The 20,039-nt window shown below is 67.7% G+C and carries 12 protein-coding genes; 4 read left to right on the top strand and 8 right to left on the bottom strand.

Features of this window, described 5'->3' with window-relative positions; all coding sequences use genetic code 11:
- The first annotated feature begins 53 nt into the window (after window positions 1-53).
- The 4 genes from HH212_RS12765 to HH212_RS27710 all read left to right on the top strand — a co-directional run bounded on the left by HH212_RS12765 (window position 54) and on the right by HH212_RS27710 (window position 7,890).
- Window positions 54-2,783: an alpha-1,6-glucosidase domain-containing protein gene (locus HH212_RS12765; RefSeq protein ID WP_170202817.1), complete on the top strand. Its 2,730-nt coding sequence runs from the start codon at window positions 54-56 to the stop codon at window positions 2,781-2,783.
- Between the two features lie 246 nt (window positions 2,784-3,029).
- Window positions 3,030-3,623 carry a DUF2325 domain-containing protein gene (locus HH212_RS12760; RefSeq protein ID WP_170202816.1) on the top strand — a complete coding sequence of 198 codons (594 nt, stop codon included), beginning with the start codon at window positions 3,030-3,032 and terminating at the stop codon, window positions 3,621-3,623.
- Window positions 3,624-3,938: 315 nt separating this feature from the next.
- The gene (locus tag HH212_RS12755; protein ID WP_170202815.1) at window positions 3,939-4,730 is read left to right on the top strand and encodes an NF038120 family PEP-CTERM protein; all 792 of its coding nucleotides are present in this window, start codon (window positions 3,939-3,941) and stop codon (window positions 4,728-4,730) included.
- Between the two features lie 19 nt (window positions 4,731-4,749).
- Window positions 4,750-7,890 carry a S8 family peptidase gene (locus HH212_RS27710; protein WP_170202814.1) on the top strand — a complete coding sequence of 1,047 codons (3,141 nt, stop codon included), beginning with the start codon at window positions 4,750-4,752 and terminating at the stop codon, window positions 7,888-7,890.
- Between the two features lie 117 nt (window positions 7,891-8,007).
- Here the strand turns inward: HH212_RS27710 and HH212_RS12745 are convergent, their stop codons facing one another.
- From HH212_RS12745 to HH212_RS12710, 8 genes are all read right to left on the bottom strand, one after another.
- Window positions 8,008-8,472, bottom strand: a complete 465-nt coding sequence (locus HH212_RS12745; protein ID WP_170202813.1) for a hypothetical protein — start codon at window positions 8,470-8,472, stop codon at window positions 8,008-8,010.
- Between the two features lie 120 nt (window positions 8,473-8,592).
- Window positions 8,593-9,708 carry a serine hydrolase domain-containing protein gene (locus HH212_RS12740; RefSeq protein WP_170202812.1) on the bottom strand — a complete coding sequence of 372 codons (1,116 nt, stop codon included), beginning with the start codon at window positions 9,706-9,708 and terminating at the stop codon, window positions 8,593-8,595.
- A 1-nt stretch (window position 9,709) separates the two neighbouring features.
- A complete protein-coding gene (locus HH212_RS12735; protein ID WP_170202811.1) occupies window positions 9,710-11,572 on the bottom strand; it encodes a glucokinase in 1,863 nt (620 codons plus the stop codon).
- Window positions 11,573-11,854: 282 nt separating this feature from the next.
- Window positions 11,855-12,904, bottom strand: coding sequence for an alpha/beta fold hydrolase (locus HH212_RS12730; protein ID WP_211172490.1), 1,050 nt, complete (start codon window positions 12,902-12,904; stop codon window positions 11,855-11,857).
- Between the two features lie 100 nt (window positions 12,905-13,004).
- Window positions 13,005-14,723: an alpha-amylase family glycosyl hydrolase gene (locus HH212_RS12725; protein ID WP_170202810.1), complete on the bottom strand. Its 1,719-nt coding sequence runs from the start codon at window positions 14,721-14,723 to the stop codon at window positions 13,005-13,007.
- A 28-nt stretch (window positions 14,724-14,751) separates the two neighbouring features.
- Window positions 14,752-16,383, bottom strand: a complete 1,632-nt coding sequence (locus HH212_RS12720) for an alpha-D-glucose phosphate-specific phosphoglucomutase (RefSeq protein WP_170202809.1) — start codon at window positions 16,381-16,383, stop codon at window positions 14,752-14,754.
- A gap of 93 nt (window positions 16,384-16,476) precedes the next feature.
- A complete protein-coding gene (locus HH212_RS12715) occupies window positions 16,477-17,814 on the bottom strand; it encodes an MFS transporter (RefSeq protein ID WP_170202808.1) in 1,338 nt (445 codons plus the stop codon).
- A gap of 319 nt (window positions 17,815-18,133) precedes the next feature.
- Complete coding sequence (locus HH212_RS12710; RefSeq protein ID WP_170202807.1) at window positions 18,134-19,966, bottom strand: DEAD/DEAH box helicase; 1,833 nt, start codon at window positions 19,964-19,966, stop codon at window positions 18,134-18,136.
- Between the last annotated feature and the right edge of the window lie 73 nt (window positions 19,967-20,039).

Genomic DNA, 20,039 nt, shown 5'->3' with positions numbered 1-20,039 from the left:
GGCGGAGGCGCCGCGTCAACGATGTAAACCGTTTCCGCAGATTGCACACATCCATGATCCGATTCCCTCGCGGCGCCGCCGGCGCCATCACTTTCTCCCTGCTGGCCGGCGGCGGCGCCCATGCCGCCATCAATCCGGAAGCCTGCGACAGCAAGGCTTTCCAGATCGTCCAGCACCCGGCCGCGGCCGGCTTCGACGCGCGCGCCGTCTGGCTCGACAGCCGCCTGGCCACCTGGCCCGGCGCGGGCGCCGACGGCGTGTTCAAGCTGTACCACTCGCCGATCGGGGCCATCGCCGCGCCCGCCGGCGGCAAGGTCGAAGGCGCCGCCGGCGCCGTCGTGCTGCAGCCGTTCAAGGGGACGCTGCCGGCTGCCGCTGCCACCCGCTTCAAGTACTTGGCCGCCGGTCCGCTGCTGCAGGTGGGCGATGCCGACGTGCCCGCGCTGGGCGCCCTGCACCGCGAGCAGCTGGTGCTGGTGCAGGAAGACGCCCGCGGCATCGTCGTCGCCGCCACCCGCCTGCAGGCGGCCGGCGCGCTCGACGATTTATATGGCGCCGCCGCCGGGCTGGACCGGCTGGGCGTGAGCGTCGACGGCAAGCGCACCGGCTTCACGCTGTGGGCGCCGACCGCGCAGCAGGCCGCCGTATGCGTCTACGACAGCGGCAGGTCGGTGGTGCGCGCGGTGTACCAGATGGGCTTCGATGCGAAGACTGGCGCCTGGAGCGCGGCGCTGCCGGGCGACCTGTCCGGCAAGTACTACCGGTACGCGGTCGACGTGCCGGTGGACGGCGCCGGCATCGTGCGCAACCTGGTCACCGACCCGTATTCGATCAGCCTGACCACCGACTCGAAACGCAGCTATATCGGCCGCCTGGACGCGCCGCGCCTGAAGCCGCAGGGCTGGGACGCGTCCGCCGCCCCGCGCACGGTGAAGAACCAGACCGACATGGTGGTGTACGAGCTGCACGTGCGCGATTTTTCCATCAACGACGCCAGCGTGCCCTACGAGCACCGCGGCAGGTACGCCGCCTTCACGGACCTGCGCTCGAACGGCATGAAGCACCTGGCGGCGCTGGCGAAGAATGGCCTCACCGACATCCACCTGCTGCCGGTGTACGACCTGGGCAGCGTGCCGGAAACCGGCTGCGCCGTGCCGAGTCCGGGCGGCGCGCCGGACGGCACCGCCCAGCAGGCACTGGTGAAGAAGACCGCGCAGACCGACTGCTTCAACTGGGGCTACGACCCCTACCACTACAACGCGCCGGAAGGCAGCTACGCCAGCGACCCGGCCAACGGCGCCACCCGCGTGCTCGAATTCCGCCAGATGGTCGACAGTCTGCACGGCGTGGGCCTGCGGGTGGGCATGGACGTGGTGTTCAACCACACCTTCATCGCCGGCCAGAACGAGAAGTCGGTGCTGGACCGCATCGTGCCGGGCTACTACCACCGCCTGGACGCCAAGGGCGCGATCGAGCAGTCGACCTGCTGCGACAACACCGCCACCGAGAACCTCATGATGGGCAAGCTGATGATCGATTCGGTCACCCTGTGGGCGACCCAGTACAAGATCGATTCGTTCCGCTTCGACCTGATGGGCCACCAGCCGCGCGCGGTGATGGAGCGCCTGCAGCGGCAGGTGAACGCCGCCGCCGGCCGCAACGTGCAGCTGATCGGCGAAGGCTGGAACTTCGGCGAAGTGGCCGACGGCGCGCGCTTCGTGCAGGCCTCGCAGCTGTCGCTGAATGGCAGCGGCATCGGCACCTTCAACGACCGCACCCGCGACGCGGTACGCGGCGGCGCGGCCGGCGAATCCGGCGCCGGACTGTTCCGCCAGGGCTGGATCAACGGCCTGGTCTACGACCCGAATGCGCAAGCCGCCAAGGCCAGCCCTGCCGACCTGCTGAAAGCCGCCGACCTGGTGCGCGCCGGCCTGGCCGGTTCGATCCGCTCGTATCCGCTGCAGACGGCGGACGACCGCATCAGGACATTGGAGGCGATCGACTACAACGGCCAGCCGGCCGGCTACGCGGCGGAACCGGGAGAGACCGTCAACTACGTCGAAAACCACGACAACCAGACACTGTACGACGTGAACGTATTGAAACTGCCGGTGGCGACTTCCAGCCAGGAGCGCGCACGGGTGCAGGTGCTGGGCATGGCGGTGGACGCCTTCAGCCAGGGCGTGGCCTACTACCACGCCGGCATCGACGTGCTGCGCTCGAAGTCGATGGACCGCAACAGCTTCAATTCCGGCGACTGGTTCAACCGCCTCGACTGGACTTACCGCGACAATTACTTCGGTACCGGCCTGCCGCCGGAACAGGACAACGGCAAGGATTACGCGCTGTTGAAACCGCTGCTGGCCAACCCCGCGCTGAAGCCGCAGCCGGCCGACATCGCCTTCGCGCGCGACGCCTTCCGCGACCTGCTGGCGGTGCGCGCCAGCTCGACCCTGTTCCGCCTGCCCACCAGCGACGAGGTCAAGCGCCGCCTGCGCTTCTTCAACACCGGCAGCGCGCAGGTGCCGACCGTGGCGGCGGCGCACCTGGACGGGCGCGGCTACGACGGCGCCGGCTTCGCCGGCATCAGCTACTTCATCAACGTCGACAAGGTCGGCCACCGCGTGACCGACCCGCAGGCGGTGGGCAAGCGCCTGCGCCTGCACCCGGTGTTCATGGCGCCCGGCGCGGCCGACAAGCGCGCCACCCAGGCGACTTTCGACAGCGCCAGCGGCGCCTTCGAGATCCCGCCGCGCACGGCGGTGGTGTTCGTGGAAGACTGATTCGTCCCGAAGTGGGTATCTTCGACCATCTGGGTAACGCTTCAGTGAGTGAATTCTGTTGCTCGGCATGGGGTAAAGAATGCCAGTGGCATTCTTTACCCTGCGCGGGGACGACGGGCCATCAATGTGGAAACGATAGGGCTCCTATAGCAACCCCTCCTTGAAATGAGAATTATTCTCATCTAGAATGCGCTTTCACGTCGGGCGTTGCGCCGGCATTCCACCGTCGACGAGGGAGGACAATCCATGCAGGTTTCCGCACATGACTTCGAACAATTGCTGCGCGAGCACCGGGTGCTGTTGGACGCCTACCGCGACGTCCAGGCCCGCTGCGGCGAACGCTTGCTGGCGCAGGCGCGCGCCATCGCCCGCCTGGAGGCGCAAACCATGCGCCTGCGCGCCCAGGCGATCCGGCGCCAGACCGAACTGGCATGGGAACGCGAGGACCGCGCCGAACGCGAACGCGCGATTCCGGACCTGTCCAAGCGCGTCGCACTGGCGCGCCAGGTGACGCTGCTGCAGGCCCGCATCCACCAGCTGATGCGTGCGCCAGGCGCAGCCCATGCTCCTGCACGCACTGCCGTCGTGCCGTGGCCGCGCGTATCCGCCGGCGCCGAAGCGCCGGATACGCTGGAAACCAGCCTGGCCGCGGCCGACCTGGTGATCTGCCAGACCGGGTGCATGAGCCACGGCGCCTATTGGCGTGTGCAGGACCATTGCCAGCGCACCGGAAAAACCTGCGTGCTGGTCGAACGCCCGGATGCGCTGCGCGTGGTGCGCATTCATGGCGCTATCGAAGACGGCGCTCCCGCCTGCGTCACCGCCCCGCACACGGTATGACCTGCCCGCATTGCACCCATTTACTTTTGGAAATTATGCTTACCTTAAGCAAATAAACGGTTTTTATTGTTTATGTCGATTCGGTCGACTTATTACAATTTGTAACAGAAAAACGACAGCATCCTCTTTCTCTGACCCATGCCTGTTTCATAGTGAAAACTGAATTTTATTCAGTCCACATACCTTATAAAAAAATTTATTCAAGAAAGATTATCTCAACAGTTATTGCATTCCTTGCTAGATTGAAAGAGTTCGGTCGTTAATAAAAATACGTGGTTTTTCACAGACTAACTTTTTCACTTCAAGGCAAGAGAGATGACACTGTCCACCCCTACCGTTTACCTGTCCGGCGCGCGCGCCCGGCTGAAGCAACTCGCCCTCGGCACCGGCGCCGCCTTGTCGCTGCTGGGTGCGGTGCCCGCCATGGCCGGCGTGGTGAATTTCGAGAGCGTCGATCCGACGTTCTATGTCGACGGCGAGACGCTGTCGGAAGCCGGCTACGCGCTGCAGGTAGTGGACACGCACGGCACCGGCGCCCTGGCCGGCCTGCTGGTCAACGGCCTGGACCCGACCACCTGCTCGCTGGGCGGCTGCCCGACCGACAACCAGAGCCACTACTATGCCGGCCTGGCCGACGGCGCCCTGCGCATCACGCGCAACGGCGGCGAAGCCTTCAGCCTGGCGAGTTTCGATTACGCTTTCGTGGCGCCGATCGGCGGCCAGATCAACACCCCGTATGGCCAGCTGGTACTGACCGGCACCGTGCGCGACCTCGGCACCACGATCAGCTACGCCATCAATTTCCCCGGCACCGACAGCGCCGGCAATCCGGTGTTCAGCAGCGCCCTGCCGAGCGCGGCCTTCGCCAGCAGCGTGTTCACCAGCCTGACGATCCGCGCCTGCCTGTTCGACGGCAACGGCGGCTGCACCTACCCGCAGGACATCAGCGACCCGGCCTACAACCAGGCCCAGTTCGCCCTCGACAACATCAACCTGGCCGAAGTGCCGGAACCGGGCAGCCTGGCGCTGCTCGCCCTCGGCATGGGGGCGCTCACGCTGCGCCGCCGCAAGTCCGCCGTGTCGTCCAACCGCGCCTACCAGGCTTGACCAGCGAGGAAACCGAATCATGAAACTGCGTCCCATTACCGCCGCCGTCCTGTTCGCGCTGAGCGTCGCCACCGCCGGCGCGTCCGCCGACGACGAAGTCCGCCGCTCCTACATCATCCAGCTGGTCGACAAGCCGGTCGCCACCTATGCCGGCGACGTCGCCGGCCTGGCCGCAACGAAACCGGCCACCGGCCAGCGTCTGAACGTCGACGCCGCCGCGGTCCAGAACTACATCGGCTACCTGGCCGGCAAGCAGGCCAGCGTGGCCGCCACCGTCAACAAGGCGCAAATCACCAACGAATACAAGGTCGTGCTGAACGGCTTCTCGGCCCTGCTGACCGACGACGAAGTGCGCGCGCTGAAGAAGAACCCCGAAGTCGCCAACATCACGGCCGACTCCATCATGCAGCTCGACACCAGCTACACCCCGACCTTCCTCGGCCTGGACAAGTCCGGCGGCCTGTGGGAACAGGTCGGCGGCCAGGACAGCGCCGGCGAAGGCATGATCATCGGTATCGTCGACGGCGGCATCTGGCCGGAGCACGACAGCTTTGCCGACCGCGTCGACGAGAACGGCAACCCGAGCCGCAACGGCAGCAAGCTGGCCTACACCGCGCCGCCGTCCACCTGGAAGGGCATCTGCCAGACCGGCGAAGGCTTCCAGGCCAGCGACTGCAACAACAAGCTGATCGGCGCGCGCTACTTCAAGCAGGCGTCGCAGAACCTGCACTGGACCGAGTTCCTGTCGCCGCGCGACTCGATCGCCGGCGCCGAGGGCCATGGCGGCCACGGCGACCACACCGCCAGCACCGCCGGCGGCAACGCCCACGTGACGGCCTACGCGAGCGGCCTGAGCCTGGGCAAGATCAGCGGCATGGCGCCGCGCGCGCGCATCGCCGCCTATAAAGTCTGCTGGACCGACGCCACCACCGCCGCCAACGGCTGCGCCACCTCGAACAGCGTGGCCGCGATCGAGCAGGCGGTGAAGGACGGCGTCAACGTCATCAACTTCTCGATCGGCCCGAACGCCGGCGGCGGCGCCTTCAACGAAGCGACCGAGGTCGCCTTCCTGGGCGCGGCCTCGGCCGGCGTATTCGTGGCGGCATCGGCCGGCAACTCGGGCCCGGCGACCGCGCCGGTGGCGCACATCAGCCCGTGGCTGACCACGGTCGCCAACTCGACCCACAACCGCCAGTACGTGGGCGACGTCACGCTCGGCAACGGCACGGTCCTGACCGGCGCCTCGGGCAACGCCAACACCCCATCGTCGCCGCTGATCCTGGCCAAGGACGCCGGCATGAGCGGCGTCGACCCGGCCAACGTCAGCCTGAACCAGTGCTTCGGCTCGGTCGACGGCGTGGCCAACCTGCTCGATCCGGCCAAGGTCAGCGGCAAGATCCTGGTCTGCGACCGCGGCAACAACGTGCTGGTCAACAAGAGCGCCAACGCGAAGAACGCCGGCGCGGCCGGCGTCGTCATCGCCAACGTGGCCGGCGGCGCCACCACCATCCTGAACCAGGCGCACACCGTCTCGACCGTGCACATCCGGCGCGAGGACGGCGACCGGCTCAAGGCCTACATCGCCGCCACCCCGGGCGCCAGCGCGGCGCTGGGCAACCTGCACGGCGTGATCGACCCGACCGTCACCGCCCCGATCGTCAACAGCAGCTCGTCGCGCGGTCCGAACGTGGCCAACGCCAACATCATGAAGCCGGACCTGAGCGCGCCGGGTACCGACATCCTGGCCGCCGTCAGCGCCGACCTGACGCGCGCGCAGCGCGCCGCGATCGTCGCCGGCGGCGAGGCGCCGTCCAAGGACTTCGCCTTCTACACCGGCACCTCGATGGCCTCGCCGCACGTGGCCGGCGTCGCCGCGCTGCTCAAGCAGCGCCACCCGGACTGGAGCCCGGCGATGATCAAGTCGGCCCTGATGACCACCACCACCGACACCTTCAGCGACGGCCTGAACGGCTCGGTGAGCTGGGACAGCAGCGCCAGGACCACCGGCACGCTGCCGTGGGGCCAGGGCGCCGGCCACATCGCCCCGACCGCGGCCGCCGATCCGGGCCTGGTGTACGACGCCAGCGAAGTCGACTACATCCGCTTCCTGTGCGGCCTGAGCCTGAACGTCTACAGCGCCGCCACCTGCTCGACCTACGGCACCATCCAGCCGTACGACCTGAACCTGGCCTCGCTGACCGCCGCCAACGTACTGGGCGTCTTGACCATGAACCGCACGGTCACCAACGTCGGCGCCAGCACCGCCACCTACAACGCCAGCGCCACGCTGCCGGGCTTCACGGTCGCCGTGACGCCGGCCAGCCTGACGCTGGCGCCGGGCGCGTCGGGCAAGTTCGCGGTCAAGCTGACCCGCACCAGCGCCGCCTACAACACCTGGATGTACGGCAAGCTGGTGTGGACCGACGGCAGCCACGTCGTGCGCAGCCCGCTGAACGCGCGCGCCGCCATGCTGGCCGCCCCCACCACGGTGACCAGCGAAGCGACCACCGGCAGCAAGGTGATCACCATCGGCGCCGGCTTCAGCGGCGCGCTGGCGGTCACCAAGTCCGGCCTGCTGGCGCCGACCGAGTTCAACGGCACGGTGGTCAAGGCCCCGAGCACCGCCAACACGGTCTGCACCGGCGGCGGCGGCACCGGCGTCAACGTGCACACGGTCACGGTCCCGGCCGGCGCCACCATCGCCCGCTTCGCGCTGTACGACAGCGACACCAGCGGCAACGGCGCCTCGGACCTGGACCTGGTGGTGGCGCGCGGCACCACGGTGGTCGGCACCAGCGGCAGCGACACCAGCAACGAAATGGTCACGCTGACCAATCCGGCGGCCGGCGACTACAAGGTGTGCGTGGTCGGCTACGCGCCGGCCGGCGGCAGCGCCACCTACAAGCTGTCGACCTGGGTGCTGAGCCCGACCTCGACCGGCGGCAACTTCAAGGCCGCGGCAGCGGGCGCGGTGGCGGTCGGCGGCACCGCGCCGGTGGCCCTGTCCTGGTCGGGCCTGGCGGTCGGCAAGCGCTACCTGGGCAGCGTCAGCTACCAGAACGCCGGCGCCGCGGTCGGCTCGACCATCGTCGAAATCGACACCACCGATCCGATCCCGCTGTTCCAGAACTCGGGCATCAAGCAGGTGAACGCCGAGTAAGGTCCTTGCGCCGCCCGCGGGCGGCCGATACCTGACATGCAAAAAGGCCGCGGGCAGGATGCCGCGGCCTTTTTCATCGGTGTCCGGCAAGCGCGGCGCCGCAGCGCCGGCGCCGCGTCAGCGCCGGGTGGCCAGCGCCACGATGGCGGCGCCGGCGGCGACGATCAACGCATCCTCGATCAAGCCGCTGCGGGTCTGGCCGATACGCGCCATGGCCTGCTTGCGCACGGCCAGCGTGGCGTAGGCCAGCGGCACGGCGGTCGCTACCGCCACTGCCGCACCGGCCTGCTCTTCGCCGCGCGGCGCCAATGCCGCACCGGCAATCCCGGCGCTGGCCACGCGCGCCGCCAGTCCCAGGAACACGGTGCGGTCGGGCGCACTCTTCATCTTGTCGCCGAAGAGTTCGCCGACGCCCATGGCGAGCGCGCCGTACTTGAACAGCGGACGGTCCAGCAGGGCCAGACGCCCGGGCGTATGGCGGCCGGCCAGGCGCGCCGCCGACAGGGTGGCCATCGGGGTCATCGAACGCGCGCTGGCGACGGCGCCGATCAACATGGAGGAAAGCAGGCTGCAAATTTTCATCGTGACGAACTCCTGTGCAAGTGAACGTGTGTCCAGCCGCGTGAAGCGCGCTGGGCTGTCGATCAGATGGTAGCAAAAAGTCATCGAACGACCGTTTCAATTGCCGTGATGGCAAGATCGTCACTTTGCCACGGCAGCGGCGATCCTCCGGAACAGCCGGTTGATCCGGATCGCGCCTGCCTCGTCGTCGTAGGCGCCGGCAGTCATGACGACCACCAGGTCCAGGTCCGGCACGATGAACAGACGCTGGCCGCCATTGCCGAACGCGGCCGCCCAGCGATGTGGTGCGCCTGCCGCCACGGTATCGCCGAGCCACCACTGGTAGCCGTAGCGGCGCCCGTCGCCGACGTCGGCCTGCGGCACGAGCGACGCCTCGATCCACGCGCGCGGCACGATCTGGCGGCCGTGCCACTGCCCATGCTGCAGGACCAGCTGCCCGATCCTGGCGAGGTCGCGCGGCCGCATGCGCAGGCCGGAAAACGCCAGCGGGCGACCGCGCGCGTCGCGCAGCCATTCCCAATCGACGATGCCGAGCGGCGCGAACAGCTTTTCGCGCGCATAGTCCGGCAGCGCCATGCCGGTGCGTTGCGCCAGCGCTGCGGCCAGCACGGCGGTGCCGCCGCCGTTGTAGCGGAAACGCGTGCCGGCCGGCGCGGCCATGCGCCGTCCGAACACGTAACGCGCCTGCGAACTGCGCCAGTACAGCGCCAGCTCGTCGTTGCGCCAGTCGTAGGCGCCCGCTTCGTCCCAGGCCAGGCCGCTGGTCATGCTCAAGAGGTGGCGGACGGTGATCGCGGCGCGCCCCGCCGTCTCCAGGTCCGCCAGTTCCGGAAACAGATCGAGCACGCGCGTGTCGAGCGGCGGCGCCTTGCCCTCGGCCTCGGCGATGCCCCACAGCAGGCCGGTGATGGACTTGCTGATCGAGCGCAGGTCGTGGCGGGTGGCGGGACCGAAATCGACTTCATGGGCGAACAGCGAATACACCGAGCGGTCCTTGCCGCTGCGGTAGCGTTCCACTACCGGCACGCCGTGGCGTTCGACGAGCAGGCCGTGCAGGTCCGGGTTGCCGGCAGCGACGTCGTCGAGCACGCGGCACAGCTGCTGCGCATCGAAGCCTTGCGCCGCCAGCGCGGCGGCATCGCAACCCGCCGGCGATGGCGGCGGCGCAGCGGCGGCGACGCAACCTGCGCTGGCGCCGACGAGCGCCGCGACTGCCAGTGCCGCGACGCCGCGCATGTCAGCTGTCCAGGTGCGAAATCAGCATCCGCCTGCGCTCCGAATCGGCGCCCTCCAGCGCCGCCTCGCCCTGCGGCCCGAGCGAGACGCCGACCGCCATGATGTCGATGAGGAGCAGCTGCAGGATGCGCGAGATCATCGACAGGAAGGTGGTCGAGTCCTCGCTGTGGTCGACTGCCAGGCAGATGCTGGCTTTTCTCGCCAGCGCCGACTTGCTGCTGGTGATGGCGATGACGTCGGCGCCGGCCGCGCGCGCGGTGTCCACGGCGGACAGCAATTCCGGCAGCTGGCCGGCGGTCGAAATCGCGATCACCACGTCGCCCGGCCCCAGCAGCTCGGCGGCCAGCGCGAACAGGTGCGAGTCGCCGTAGGACGAGGTCGGGATGCGGAAGCGGAAGAATTTGTGCTGGCCATCCAGCGCCACCACGCGCGAATTGCCCATCGCGTAGAACTCGACGCGCTTGGCGCGGCGCAGCAGTTCGATGGCCCGGTCGATCGAATTCACGTCGAGCTGGTCGCGGAATTTCAGGATCGCCGAGACGGTGTTGTCGATGACCTTGGCCGACAGGTCGTGGGTGCTGTCGGTCATGCGCACCTGGCTGTGGCGCACGGGGATGGTGCCGGTCAGGCTGCCGGCGAATTTCAATTTGAAATCGGCCAGGCCGGAAAAGCCGAGCGAGCGGCAGAAGCGGATCACGGTCGGCTGGCTGACGTCGGCCAGCTTGGCGATTTCGGCGATCGGCTCGGACAGCACCTTGCGCGGATGGTCGATCACCAGCGCCGCCACGCGCTGCTCGGCCGGCGACAATTCGTGCTGCAGGTTCTGCACCTTTTCCATCAGCGTGTTGGCGCCGCTGCGGTTGCGCAGGTGCTCGGACAGGATGCTCGACACGCCGTACAGCGCCGGCGTCGGCATCATGATCACGTAGGTCGGGATCTGCGCCAGGTAGTCGGTAAAGCGGCCCTTGGCTTCGAAGCGCGCGCGGAACGGCGAGGTTTCGAACCACTGCGCCATGCGCGGCACGATGCCGCCGCCGATGAAGATGCCGCCGAACGCGCCCAGCGTCACCGCCAGGTTGGCGGCGGCGCCGCCCAGCATGCCGGCGAAGCATTCCAGCACTTCCAGGCACAGCGCATCGCCCTGCTCCAGCGCGCAGCTGGCGATCTCGGCGGCGTTGCGCGCCGGCGCATCCGAAACGCCATTCCTCTCGGCCAGCGCGCGATAGATGATTTCCATGCCGGGGCCGGAGATCAGGCGCTCGTTGGAAACGTGGCTGAATTCGCGCCAGGCGTACTGCAGGATCGCGAACTCGCGCTCGTCCGCCGGCGCGAAATTCATGTGGCCGCCCTCGCTGCCGAGGGTGACGAAGCCGTCCACGGTCGGGATCACGCCGGACACGCCCAGGCCGGTGCCCGGCCCCAGCACGCCGGCCACCGCGTTCGACTGCGGCTTGCCGCCGCCGATCTGCAGCAGGTCGTCCGGCTTGAAGCCCGGCAGCGCCATCGCCAGCGCGGTGAAGTCGTTGACGATCAACAGCGTGTTCAGGCCGAGCGCGCGGCGCACCTCGTCGGTCGAGAACTGCCAGTCGCGGTTGGTCATGCGGATGAAGTCGCCGCTGATCGGATTGGCCAGCGCGAACGCGGCGTGGCTGATGCGGCCGGCGCCGGCCTGCGCCAGGTAGGCGTTCAGCAGCGGGACGATGCCGGGATAGTCGTCGCACAGCAGCACGGCCACGTTGCGCAGCACGCCGGGCGCGCTTTCCAGGGCAAAGCGCGCATGGGTCGCGCCGATGTCGGCCAGCAGGCGCGGCCCGTCGCTGTAGGCGGCGCGGGGTTGCTTCGGTTCGGTGTCAGGCAAGGTCATGGTGTCTCTTGGGTGTTTCTCTTATTGCACCAAGGATACCATTGATTGAAATGCACCAAAAAGGAAATGGGTGGTCATTCCCTGAAGCGCACCATGCTCCGTCGTCCCCGCGGAGGCGGGGACCCATGCCGAGCATCCGAAGTCGGTATTTCGAAGCATTCGAATTGTTTCTGGTGTACCGAATTCTGTTGCTCACTATGGGTCCCCGCCTGCGCGGGGACGACGCATGAGGGCCAACGCAAAGGGCGAGATGTATCGTGTCTACACGCCACGGCGTACTGGCTACCTGCCCGCCCCCAGCCCCTTCAGCAGCGCCGCATGGAAGACCGCCGGATCCTGCATCTGCGGCGCGTGTCCCATGCCGTCCAGCTCGACCAGCGTCGCCTTGGGGATCGCGCTGGCGGCGCGCTTGCCCAGTTCGGCGTAGTTGCCCAGCTTGGCGCGCACCTCGGCCGGGGCGGCGTCCTTGCCGATGGCGGTGGTGTCCTTGGTGCCGATCAGCAGCAGCACCGGCATTCTCAAGAGCGGCAACTCGTACACCACCGGCTGGGTGTAGATCATGTCGTACAGCAGCGCCGAGTTCCAGGCCACGAGGCGCTTGCCGGGGCCGCGGTTCATCCCGGCCAGCATCTGCACCCATGGCTCGTATTCCGGCTTCCACTGGTTGACGTAATAGGTCGATTTTTCGTAGGCGCGGATCTTGTCGGCATTGGTCGCCAGCTCGCGCTCGAACCACTTGTCCACGCCCAGCGAGGGCACGCCGAGCGCTTTCCAGTCTTCCAGGCCGATCGGGTTGGCCAGCACCAGCTGCTCGGTCTGCTCCGGATACAGCAGGCCGTAGCGCACCGCCAGCATGCCGCCGGTCGAGTGGCCCATGACGGTGGCCTGCTTGACGCCGATCGATTCCAGCAAGCCGCGCGTGTTGGCGGCCAGCTGCTGGAAGCTGTACTGGTAATGCTCCGGCTTGCTCGACTTGCAGAAGCCGACCTGGTCCGGCGCCACCACGCGGTAGCCGGCTTCCTTGAGGGCGTCGATGCTGGCCTTCCAGGTGGCGGCGCAAAAGTTCTTGCCGTGCAGGAGGACGACGGTGCGGCCGTTCGGCCGGTCCGGCTTGACGTCCATGTAGGCCATGTGCAGCGCCACGCCCTGCGACGTGAAGCGGTACTGCTGCACCGGGTAGGGGTAGTCGAAGCCTTCCAGTTCGGGGCCGTAAACCGCCTCGACGCTAGCAGTAGCGGGAGCGGCGGCGGCAGGTGCGGCGGCGGACGCCAGCAAGGGGAAGATGGACAGGCAGGCCGTCATGGCGGCCCGGCAGGGGTGAAGCGCGGGCATCGGTTTCTCCGGATGGTGGATGCGATGCCCGCAGTCTAGCCGAGACGGGAGCGGGATGCGGCGCGCTTGACCGGCGGCACCATGCGCGCCGCCGGGCGCATCAATCCTGCGCGATCAGCGCCACCGGCGCCTGCGCGTCGAACTGCACCTTGCCGCCCTTGACCACCGCGCTCTTGCCGGTGTACCAGTCGCGCACGGTCTGGCCGTCCATGAACACGCCGGCCACGGAAATGCTTGCCGGTGCGCCCGGCGGCAGGTCGAGCGCCACCACCACGCGGTCGGTCACGCCGTCGTTCGCATAGGTGCGCTTGAAGGTGTACGGACTGGCCGCGATCATCTGGTGCACGCCGGCGCCCACCGCCGGGTGCGCGTGGCGGAAGCGGCCCAGGCGCGCCCAGTGCTCGCGCACGTCCGCCGCGCCGTGCAGGCCGACGCGCGTGTTGGCCTTCAACTGGTCCCAGTTCATGAACGAGCGCAGGTTGGCGTCGCCCTCGGCGCCGTCGATCTTCAGCACGCGCGCGCTTTCGTCGCCGTAGTAGACCTGGGCCTGGCCCGGCGCCAGCAGCAGCTTGTTGGCGGCTTCCAGCGGACGCTGGCGCAACGCGTCGAACGGGTTGCCGTCGTCGTGCGAATCCAGGTAGTTGAGTACCGAGACACCTTTCAAAGGGCCGGTCAGCATGTTGGAGTACCCGGCGAACAGCTTTTCGTAGCCGCCGCGCGCATCGCCCGCCATGCTGAAATTGATCATGCTGTCGAAGCCGTTGGCGAAATAATCGACCTTGGTGCCGTCGTCGTAGGCGAACTTGCGGCCATCGTTGATGGAGTAGCCGTACACCTCGGACGTCATGAAGAACGGGCGGTCGCCGATCTGCTTGACGGCGGCCTGGCCGGCCTCGCCCTTCTTCCACGCCTCGTAGGCGGCGCCGGCCACTTGCTTGAGGTCTTTCCACACGCCCGGTTCGGTGTGCTTGACGGTGTCGGCGCGGAAGCCGTCGAAGCCGTACTTGCGCACCCAGTCGGCGTGCCACTTCATCAGGTAGTAGCGCGGCGCGCGCGGGTAGCCGGTGCGCTGGAAGAACGCGTCCAGCTCCTTCACTTCGCGCTCGTACCTGCCTTCGCGCTTCCACTTGGCGACCAGGGTCGGCGGCAGCTCCACCCTGGCATTGCTGTCGGTGCGGATGTCCGGCAGGTTCTTCACCAGCGTGCATTCGACCGTGGTGCGCATGGTCTTGAAGCCGCACACCGGCCCGGTGCGCACCCAGGACGCCGGCCAGGCCGGGTCTTGCGCGGTGACCGGGCCGGTATGGTTCATCACCACGTCCAGCAGCACGCGGATGCCGTGCGCGTGCGCGGTGTCGACCAGCTCGCGCATGTCCTGCTCGCTGCCGAGGTTGGCGTCGAGCGCGGTGAAGTCGCTGGCCCAGTAGCCGTGGAAACCGTAGGACTTGCCGGTGCCCTCGTCGGTGGAACCGTGGATGTTTTCCACCGGCGGGGTGATCCAGATCGCATCCACGCCCAGGTCCGTGAAATACCCTTCCTTGATTTTGGCCGTGACGCCGGCCAGGTCGCCGCCCATGAAGCCGCGCGCGGTCGCCGCATCGGCCTTGCGCCCGTAGGCCAGGTCGTTGGCCGGATTGGCGTTGTTGAAGCGGTCGGTCAGCAGGAAGTACACGGTCGCGTTCTCCCAGGTAAACGGTTTACCTTGTTGCGCCGGCGCCGGCACCGGGGTCGCCGGGGCCGAAGCCGCGGGGGCCGGCGCCTGCGCCGCGGCGGCGCCGAAGGCAAGCATCAGGGAGACGGCGAGTGCGTGGTATTTCATTCAAGGTCCTGTGGTGGATGAAGATGGATCAGGTGACGACGCTCGGCTGCTGGCGGCCGGTGCGCGCCTTGAGTGCCGACAGCTGCTCGGCGATGGCGATCAGCGGGGCCAGCGCGGCCTGCGTGTCCAGGCCGTGGCGCGCCGGGTCGGCTTCGTAGCGCTCCAGGTAGATGCGCACGGTGGCGCCCTCGGTGCCGGTGCCGGACAGGCGCAGCACGACGCGCGAGCCGTCGGTCATGACGATGCGCACGCCCTGGCGCGTGGCGACCGAATTGTCGACCGGGTCGGTGTAGACGAAATCGTCCGCCAGCTGCACGGTGTAGCCGCCCAGGTCCTGGCCCGGCAGCTCGGCCAGCTTGCCGCGCAGCGCCCCCATCATCTGGTCGGCGGCCTCGGCGTCGACGGCTTCGTAGTCGTGGCGCGAGTAATAATTGCGGCCGAAGCGCGCCCAGTGCTCCTCCACCAGCTGGTTGACCGACTTGCCGGTCGCGGCCAGCAGGTTCAGCCAGAACAGCACGGCCCACAGGCCATCTTTTTCGCGGATGTGGTCGGAGCCGGTGCCGTAGCTTTCCTCGCCGCACAGGGTCGCCATGCCGGCGTCGAGCAGGTTACCGAAGTACTTCCAGCCGGTCGGCGTCTCGTAGCAGGGAATGCCCAGCGCCGCGGCCACGCGGTCGGCCGCCTGCGAGGTCGGCATCGAGCGCGCGATGCCGGTCAGGCCGGCGCGGTAACCCGGCGCCAGCGTGGCGTTGGCGGCGATGATGGCCAGGCTGTCCGACGGCGACACCGCCAGCCTGCGGCCGACGATCATGTTGCGGTCGCCGTCGCCGTCCGAGGCGGCGCCGAAGTCGGGCGCATCGGCGCCGTCCATCAGCGCCACCAGTTCGGCGGCGTTGACCGGGTTCGGGTCCGGGTGGTGGCCGCCGAAGTCCTCGCGCGGCTCGCCGTTGATCACGGTGCCGGCCGGCGCGCCCAGCATGCCTTCGATGATGGCCTTGGCGTACGGGCCGGAGACCGCGCTCATGCCGTCGAAGCGCATGCGGAAACCTTTCGAAAACAGCGCGCGGATGGCGTCGAAGTCGAACAGGCGCTCCATCAGTTCGGCGTAGTCGGCCACCGGGTCGATCACCTCGACCTGCATGTCTTCCAGCTGCGTCGTGCCGATGCGGTCGAGGTCGACCGGGCCGGCGTCGCTGATGCGGTAGGCGTTGACGGTGAGCGTGTGCGCGAAGATCGCCTCGGTGATCTTTTCCGGCGCCGGGCCGCCGTTCTCGATGTTGTACTTGATGCCGAAGTCGCCGTCCGGGCCGCCCGGGTTGTGGCTGGCCGACAGCACGATGCCGCCGTTGGCGCCGTGCTTGCGGATCACGCAGCTGACCGCCGGCGTGGACAGGATGCCGCCGCGGCCGACCAGCACTTTCGCCACCTTGTGGGCGGCAGCCATGCGCAGGATGGTCTGCACCGCCTCGCGGTTGAAGAAGCGGCCGTCGCCGCCCAGCACCAGGGTGCGGCCGCTGCAATCGCCCAGCGTCAGGAAGATCGCCTCGACGAAGTTCTCGAGATAGCCGGGCTGCTGGAACTCGGTCACCTTCTTGCGCAGCCCCGACGTGCCGGGACGCTGCCCGGCGAATGGCGTGGTTGCGATGGTTTGTATCGTCATGATGTGGCGCTCCTGGTGCTGGGGTTTGTTGTCAAACCATTACAATACGCCAGGCGCGCGATTCGCGTCGCAAGCGAGAGCCGCCTGCCGGAATTATTTCGCCCCGGCCTGCTTGGCGTTGTCGGTGACGAAGGTGGTCAGCACGGCCGCCAGCAGCATGCACGCGCCGCCCAGCACCAGCGTGCGCACGGTGTGGCCCTCGAACAGGTGCTTGGTCAGGAAGCCGAGCAGCAGGCCGCTGACGATCTGCGGGATCACCACGAAGAAGTTGAACAGGCCCATGTAGTAGCCCATGCGGCTGGCCGGCAGCGCGCCCGCCAGGATCGCGTACGGCATGGTCAGGATGCTGGCCCAGGCGATGCCGACGCCGATCATCGGCACCATCAGCATGTGCTTGTCGGTGATGAAGAACAGGCTGGCCAGGCTGAGGCCGCCGATCGCCAGGCACACGGTGTGGCAGGTCTTGCGGCTGGTGGCGCGCGCCAGCACCGGCAGGATGAAGGCGGCCAGCGCCGACACGCCGCTGTACACCGCGAACATGATGCCGACCCAGTTGCCGGCTTCCTGGTAGGCGGCCGATTGCGCGTCGACGGTGTGGTAGACGTTGTCCGCCACCGCCGAGCCGGTGTAGATCCACAGCGAGAACAGCGCGATCCAGGTGAAGAACTGCACGAAGGCCAGCTGCACCATGGTCTTCGGCATGTGGGCGAAGCCGCCGACGATCTCGCGCAGCGCCACGCCGAAATTGCGCGCATGCCGGCGCTGCGCCTGGAAGCGCGCCATGTCCGGCGGCGGCAATTCGTCGGCGCTGAACACGGTCCAGCTCACGGCCAGCAGGAACACCAGGCCGCCGATGTAGAACGAATAGCGCACCGAATCGGGAATCGCACCGTCCACCGGCACGTTGGAGACGCCCATCACGTCGGAAAAGAACATCGGCAGCAGCGAGGCGATCACCGCGCCGCAGCCGATGAAGAAGGTCTGCATGGCGAAGCCGGCGGTCTGCTGCGAGGCGTCCAGCTTGTCGCCGACGAAGGCGCGGAACGGCTCCATCGAGACGTTGATGGCGGCGTCCATCATCCACAGCAGCAGCACCGCCATCCACACGGCACTGGAGTTGGGCATCAGGAACAGGGCGATGGCGGCCAGCACCGCGCCCAGGAAGAAGAATGGACGGCGCCGGCCCCAGGTCGGGTGCCAGGTGTTGTCGCTCAGGTAGCCGATGATCGGCTGCACCAGCAGGCCGGTGACCGGCGCGGCCAGCCAGAAGGTCGGCAGGTCGTCGGGGGAAGCGCCGAGGGTGGCGAAGATGCGGCTGGTGTTGGCGTTCTGCAGCGCGAAGCCGAACTGGATGCCGAAGAAGCCGAAGCTCATGTTCCACAGCTGCCAGAACGACAGGCGCGGCTTGAGCGTGTTTGTTTGCATGTCCATCCATGTCTCCTATGCACGTCCAGACTGGTGCCAGACTACCTAATGTAGCAAAGTAACATGGGGGTGGGTGAGTGTCAATCTACACAACACTCTGAATCGCCCTCACATCTGGTCAGCCAATGTAGTCAAACAACAGTAAATGCCGTCGTCCCCGCGCAGGCGGGGACCCATACTGAGCAACAGAATTCATTACCATTGAAGCAACTGGAATATTTCAGAAATACCAACTGTGGATGCTCAGCATGGGGTGAAGAATGCCAGTGGCATTCTTCACCCTTCGCGTGGAGTCGTTTCAGGCAGTGCCTGAAACGGCGGCGCATCACCCCTTGCGATGGGGCTTCTTGTCGGCGAACTTGCGCTTGGCCGGCTTCTTTTCCGGCGGCGCCTCGCCGTCGCGGGTGATGGCCAGCTGCTGGCCGGCGACCCAGACCTTCTTCAGGTGGTCGACCAGGTCGTTGGGCAGGTCGGCCGGCATGTCCAGCGTGCTGAAGTCGTCGTAGATCTCGATGCGGCCGATTTCCTTGGACGCGATGCCACCCTCGTTGGCGATGGCGCCGACGATGTTGCCCGGCTTGACGCCGTGCGCGTGGCCGACCTCGATGCGGTAGGTGGCCATGCCGGCTTCCGGCGCGCGCGCCACGCGTTCCTTCTTGAAGCCGCCGCGTCCTTCGTCCGGTCGGGCCTGGCCGAAGCCTTCCCTGCCCTCGCGCGGCGCGCGCGGTGCACGCTCGTCGCCGAAGCTTTCGCGTGCGGCACGCACCGGACGCTCGGCGCGGCCTTCGCTACCCTCGCGCTCGCGCCATTCGGCGGCGGGCTTCGGCTCGCGGTCCGGCTTTTCGATCAGCAGCGGCTCCTCGCCGCGGTACAGCTTGGCCAGCGCGGCGGCGATGTCGATCGCCGGCACGTTCTGCTCGCGCTCGTAGTCTTCGATCAGCGAACGGAACACGTCCAGGCCGCCGGCGGCCAGGGCCTCGCCGATCTGCTCCTTGAAGCGCGCGATGCGCACCTCGTTGACCGCCTTGATGGTCGGCAGCGTCAGTTGCGACACCGGCTGGCGCGTGGCGCGCTCGATCGCCTTGAGCATGCCGCGTTCGCGCGGGGTGATGAACAGGATCGCATCGCCGCTGCGGCCGGCGCGGCCGGTGCGGCCGATGCGGTGGGTGTAGCTTTCCGGGTCGGACGGCACGTCGTAGTTGATCACGTGGCTGATGCGTTCGACGTCCAGGCCGCGCGCGGCGACGTCGGTGGCGACCAGGATGTCGATCTTGCCGTTCTTGAGCTGGTCGATGGTGCGCTCGCGCTGTTGCTGGGCCATGTCGCCGTTGATGGCGGCGGCCGCGAAGCCGCGCGCCTGCAGCTTGGCCGCCAGTTCCTCGGTACCCAGCTTGGTGCGCGCGAAGATGATCATGCCGTCGAAGGGCTCGGCTTCCAGGATGCGGGTCAGCGCTTCCAGCTTCTGCAGGCCGGCCACCAGCCAGTAGCGCTGGGTGATGTTCTCGGCGGTGCCGGTCTTGGCGGCCACCGTGACTTCCTGCGGATCGCGCAGGTAGGTCTTGGCGATGCGCTTGATGGCCGGCGGCATGGTGGCCGAGAACAGCGTGGTCTGGCGGCTTTCCGGAGTCTGCTGCAGGATCTGCTCGACGTCGTCGATGAAGCCCATGCGCAGCATTTCGTCGGCCTCGTCGAGGATCAGCGTCTTCAGCTGCGACAGGTCGAGCGAACCCTTTTCGATGTGGTCGATCACGCGGCCCGGGGTGCCCACCACCACGTGCACGCCGCGGCGCAGCGCCGACAGTTGCGGGCCATAGCTCTGGCCGCCGTAGATCGGCAGCACGTGGAAACCCTTGATGTGCGCGGCGTAGCTCTGGAACGCCTCGGCCACCTGGATCGCCAGCTCGCGCGTCGGCGCCAGCACCAGCGCCTGCGGCGCGGTCAGCTTGGTATCGATCTGCGCCAGCACCGGCAGGGCGAAGGCGGCGGTCTTGCCGGTGCCGGTCTGCGCCTGCCCCAGCACGTCGCGGCCTTCCATCAGCAGCGGGATGGTGGCGGCCTGGATGGGCGATGGCGTTTCGTAGCCGACGTCCTTCAACGCCTTGAGGATGGGCGCGGGAATGTTCAGGTCGGCAAACGTCTGGAGCGGAGTGTCAAGCATGGAGGATAATTTCTTAGAAAATCGGAAGCAAAGCGGTAGTTTACTCGGTCGCGCGTTCGCAGCCGTGATTATT

The organism is Massilia forsythiae, assembly GCF_012849555.1.
GTDB classification, from domain to species: domain Bacteria; phylum Pseudomonadota; class Gammaproteobacteria; order Burkholderiales; family Burkholderiaceae_D; genus Telluria; species Telluria forsythiae.
Note: the sequence above shows the minus strand (reverse complement) of the source record. Positions and strands in the feature narration are given on the sequence as shown.

Excerpts from the sequence above, each read along its gene's own strand:
- HH212_RS12710 (WP_170202807.1), bottom strand. The coding sequence starts at position 19,966 with ATGCTTGACACTCCGCTCCAGACGTTTGCCGACCTGAACATTCCCGCG.
- HH212_RS12760 (WP_170202816.1), top strand. The coding sequence starts at position 3,030 with ATGCAGGTTTCCGCACATGACTTCGAACAATTGCTGCGCGAGCACCGG.
- HH212_RS27710 (WP_170202814.1), top strand. The coding sequence starts at position 4,750 with ATGAAACTGCGTCCCATTACCGCCGCCGTCCTGTTCGCGCTGAGCGTC.
- HH212_RS12725 (WP_170202810.1), bottom strand. The coding sequence starts at position 14,723 with ATGAAATACCACGCACTCGCCGTCTCCCTGATGCTTGCCTTCGGCGCC.
- HH212_RS12715 (WP_170202808.1), bottom strand. The coding sequence starts at position 17,814 with ATGGACATGCAAACAAACACGCTCAAGCCGCGCCTGTCGTTCTGGCAG.
- HH212_RS12755 (WP_170202815.1), top strand. The coding sequence starts at position 3,939 with ATGACACTGTCCACCCCTACCGTTTACCTGTCCGGCGCGCGCGCCCGG.
- HH212_RS12720 (WP_170202809.1), bottom strand. The coding sequence starts at position 16,383 with ATGACGATACAAACCATCGCAACCACGCCATTCGCCGGGCAGCGTCCC.
- HH212_RS12735 (WP_170202811.1), bottom strand. The coding sequence starts at position 11,572 with ATGACCTTGCCTGACACCGAACCGAAGCAACCCCGCGCCGCCTACAGC.
- HH212_RS12740 (WP_170202812.1), bottom strand. The coding sequence starts at position 9,708 with ATGCGCGGCGTCGCGGCACTGGCAGTCGCGGCGCTCGTCGGCGCCAGC.
- HH212_RS12730 (WP_211172490.1), bottom strand. The coding sequence starts at position 12,904 with ATGCCCGCGCTTCACCCCTGCCGGGCCGCCATGACGGCCTGCCTGTCC.
- HH212_RS12765 (WP_170202817.1), top strand. The coding sequence starts at position 54 with ATGATCCGATTCCCTCGCGGCGCCGCCGGCGCCATCACTTTCTCCCTG.
- HH212_RS12745 (WP_170202813.1), bottom strand. The coding sequence starts at position 8,472 with ATGAAAATTTGCAGCCTGCTTTCCTCCATGTTGATCGGCGCCGTCGCC.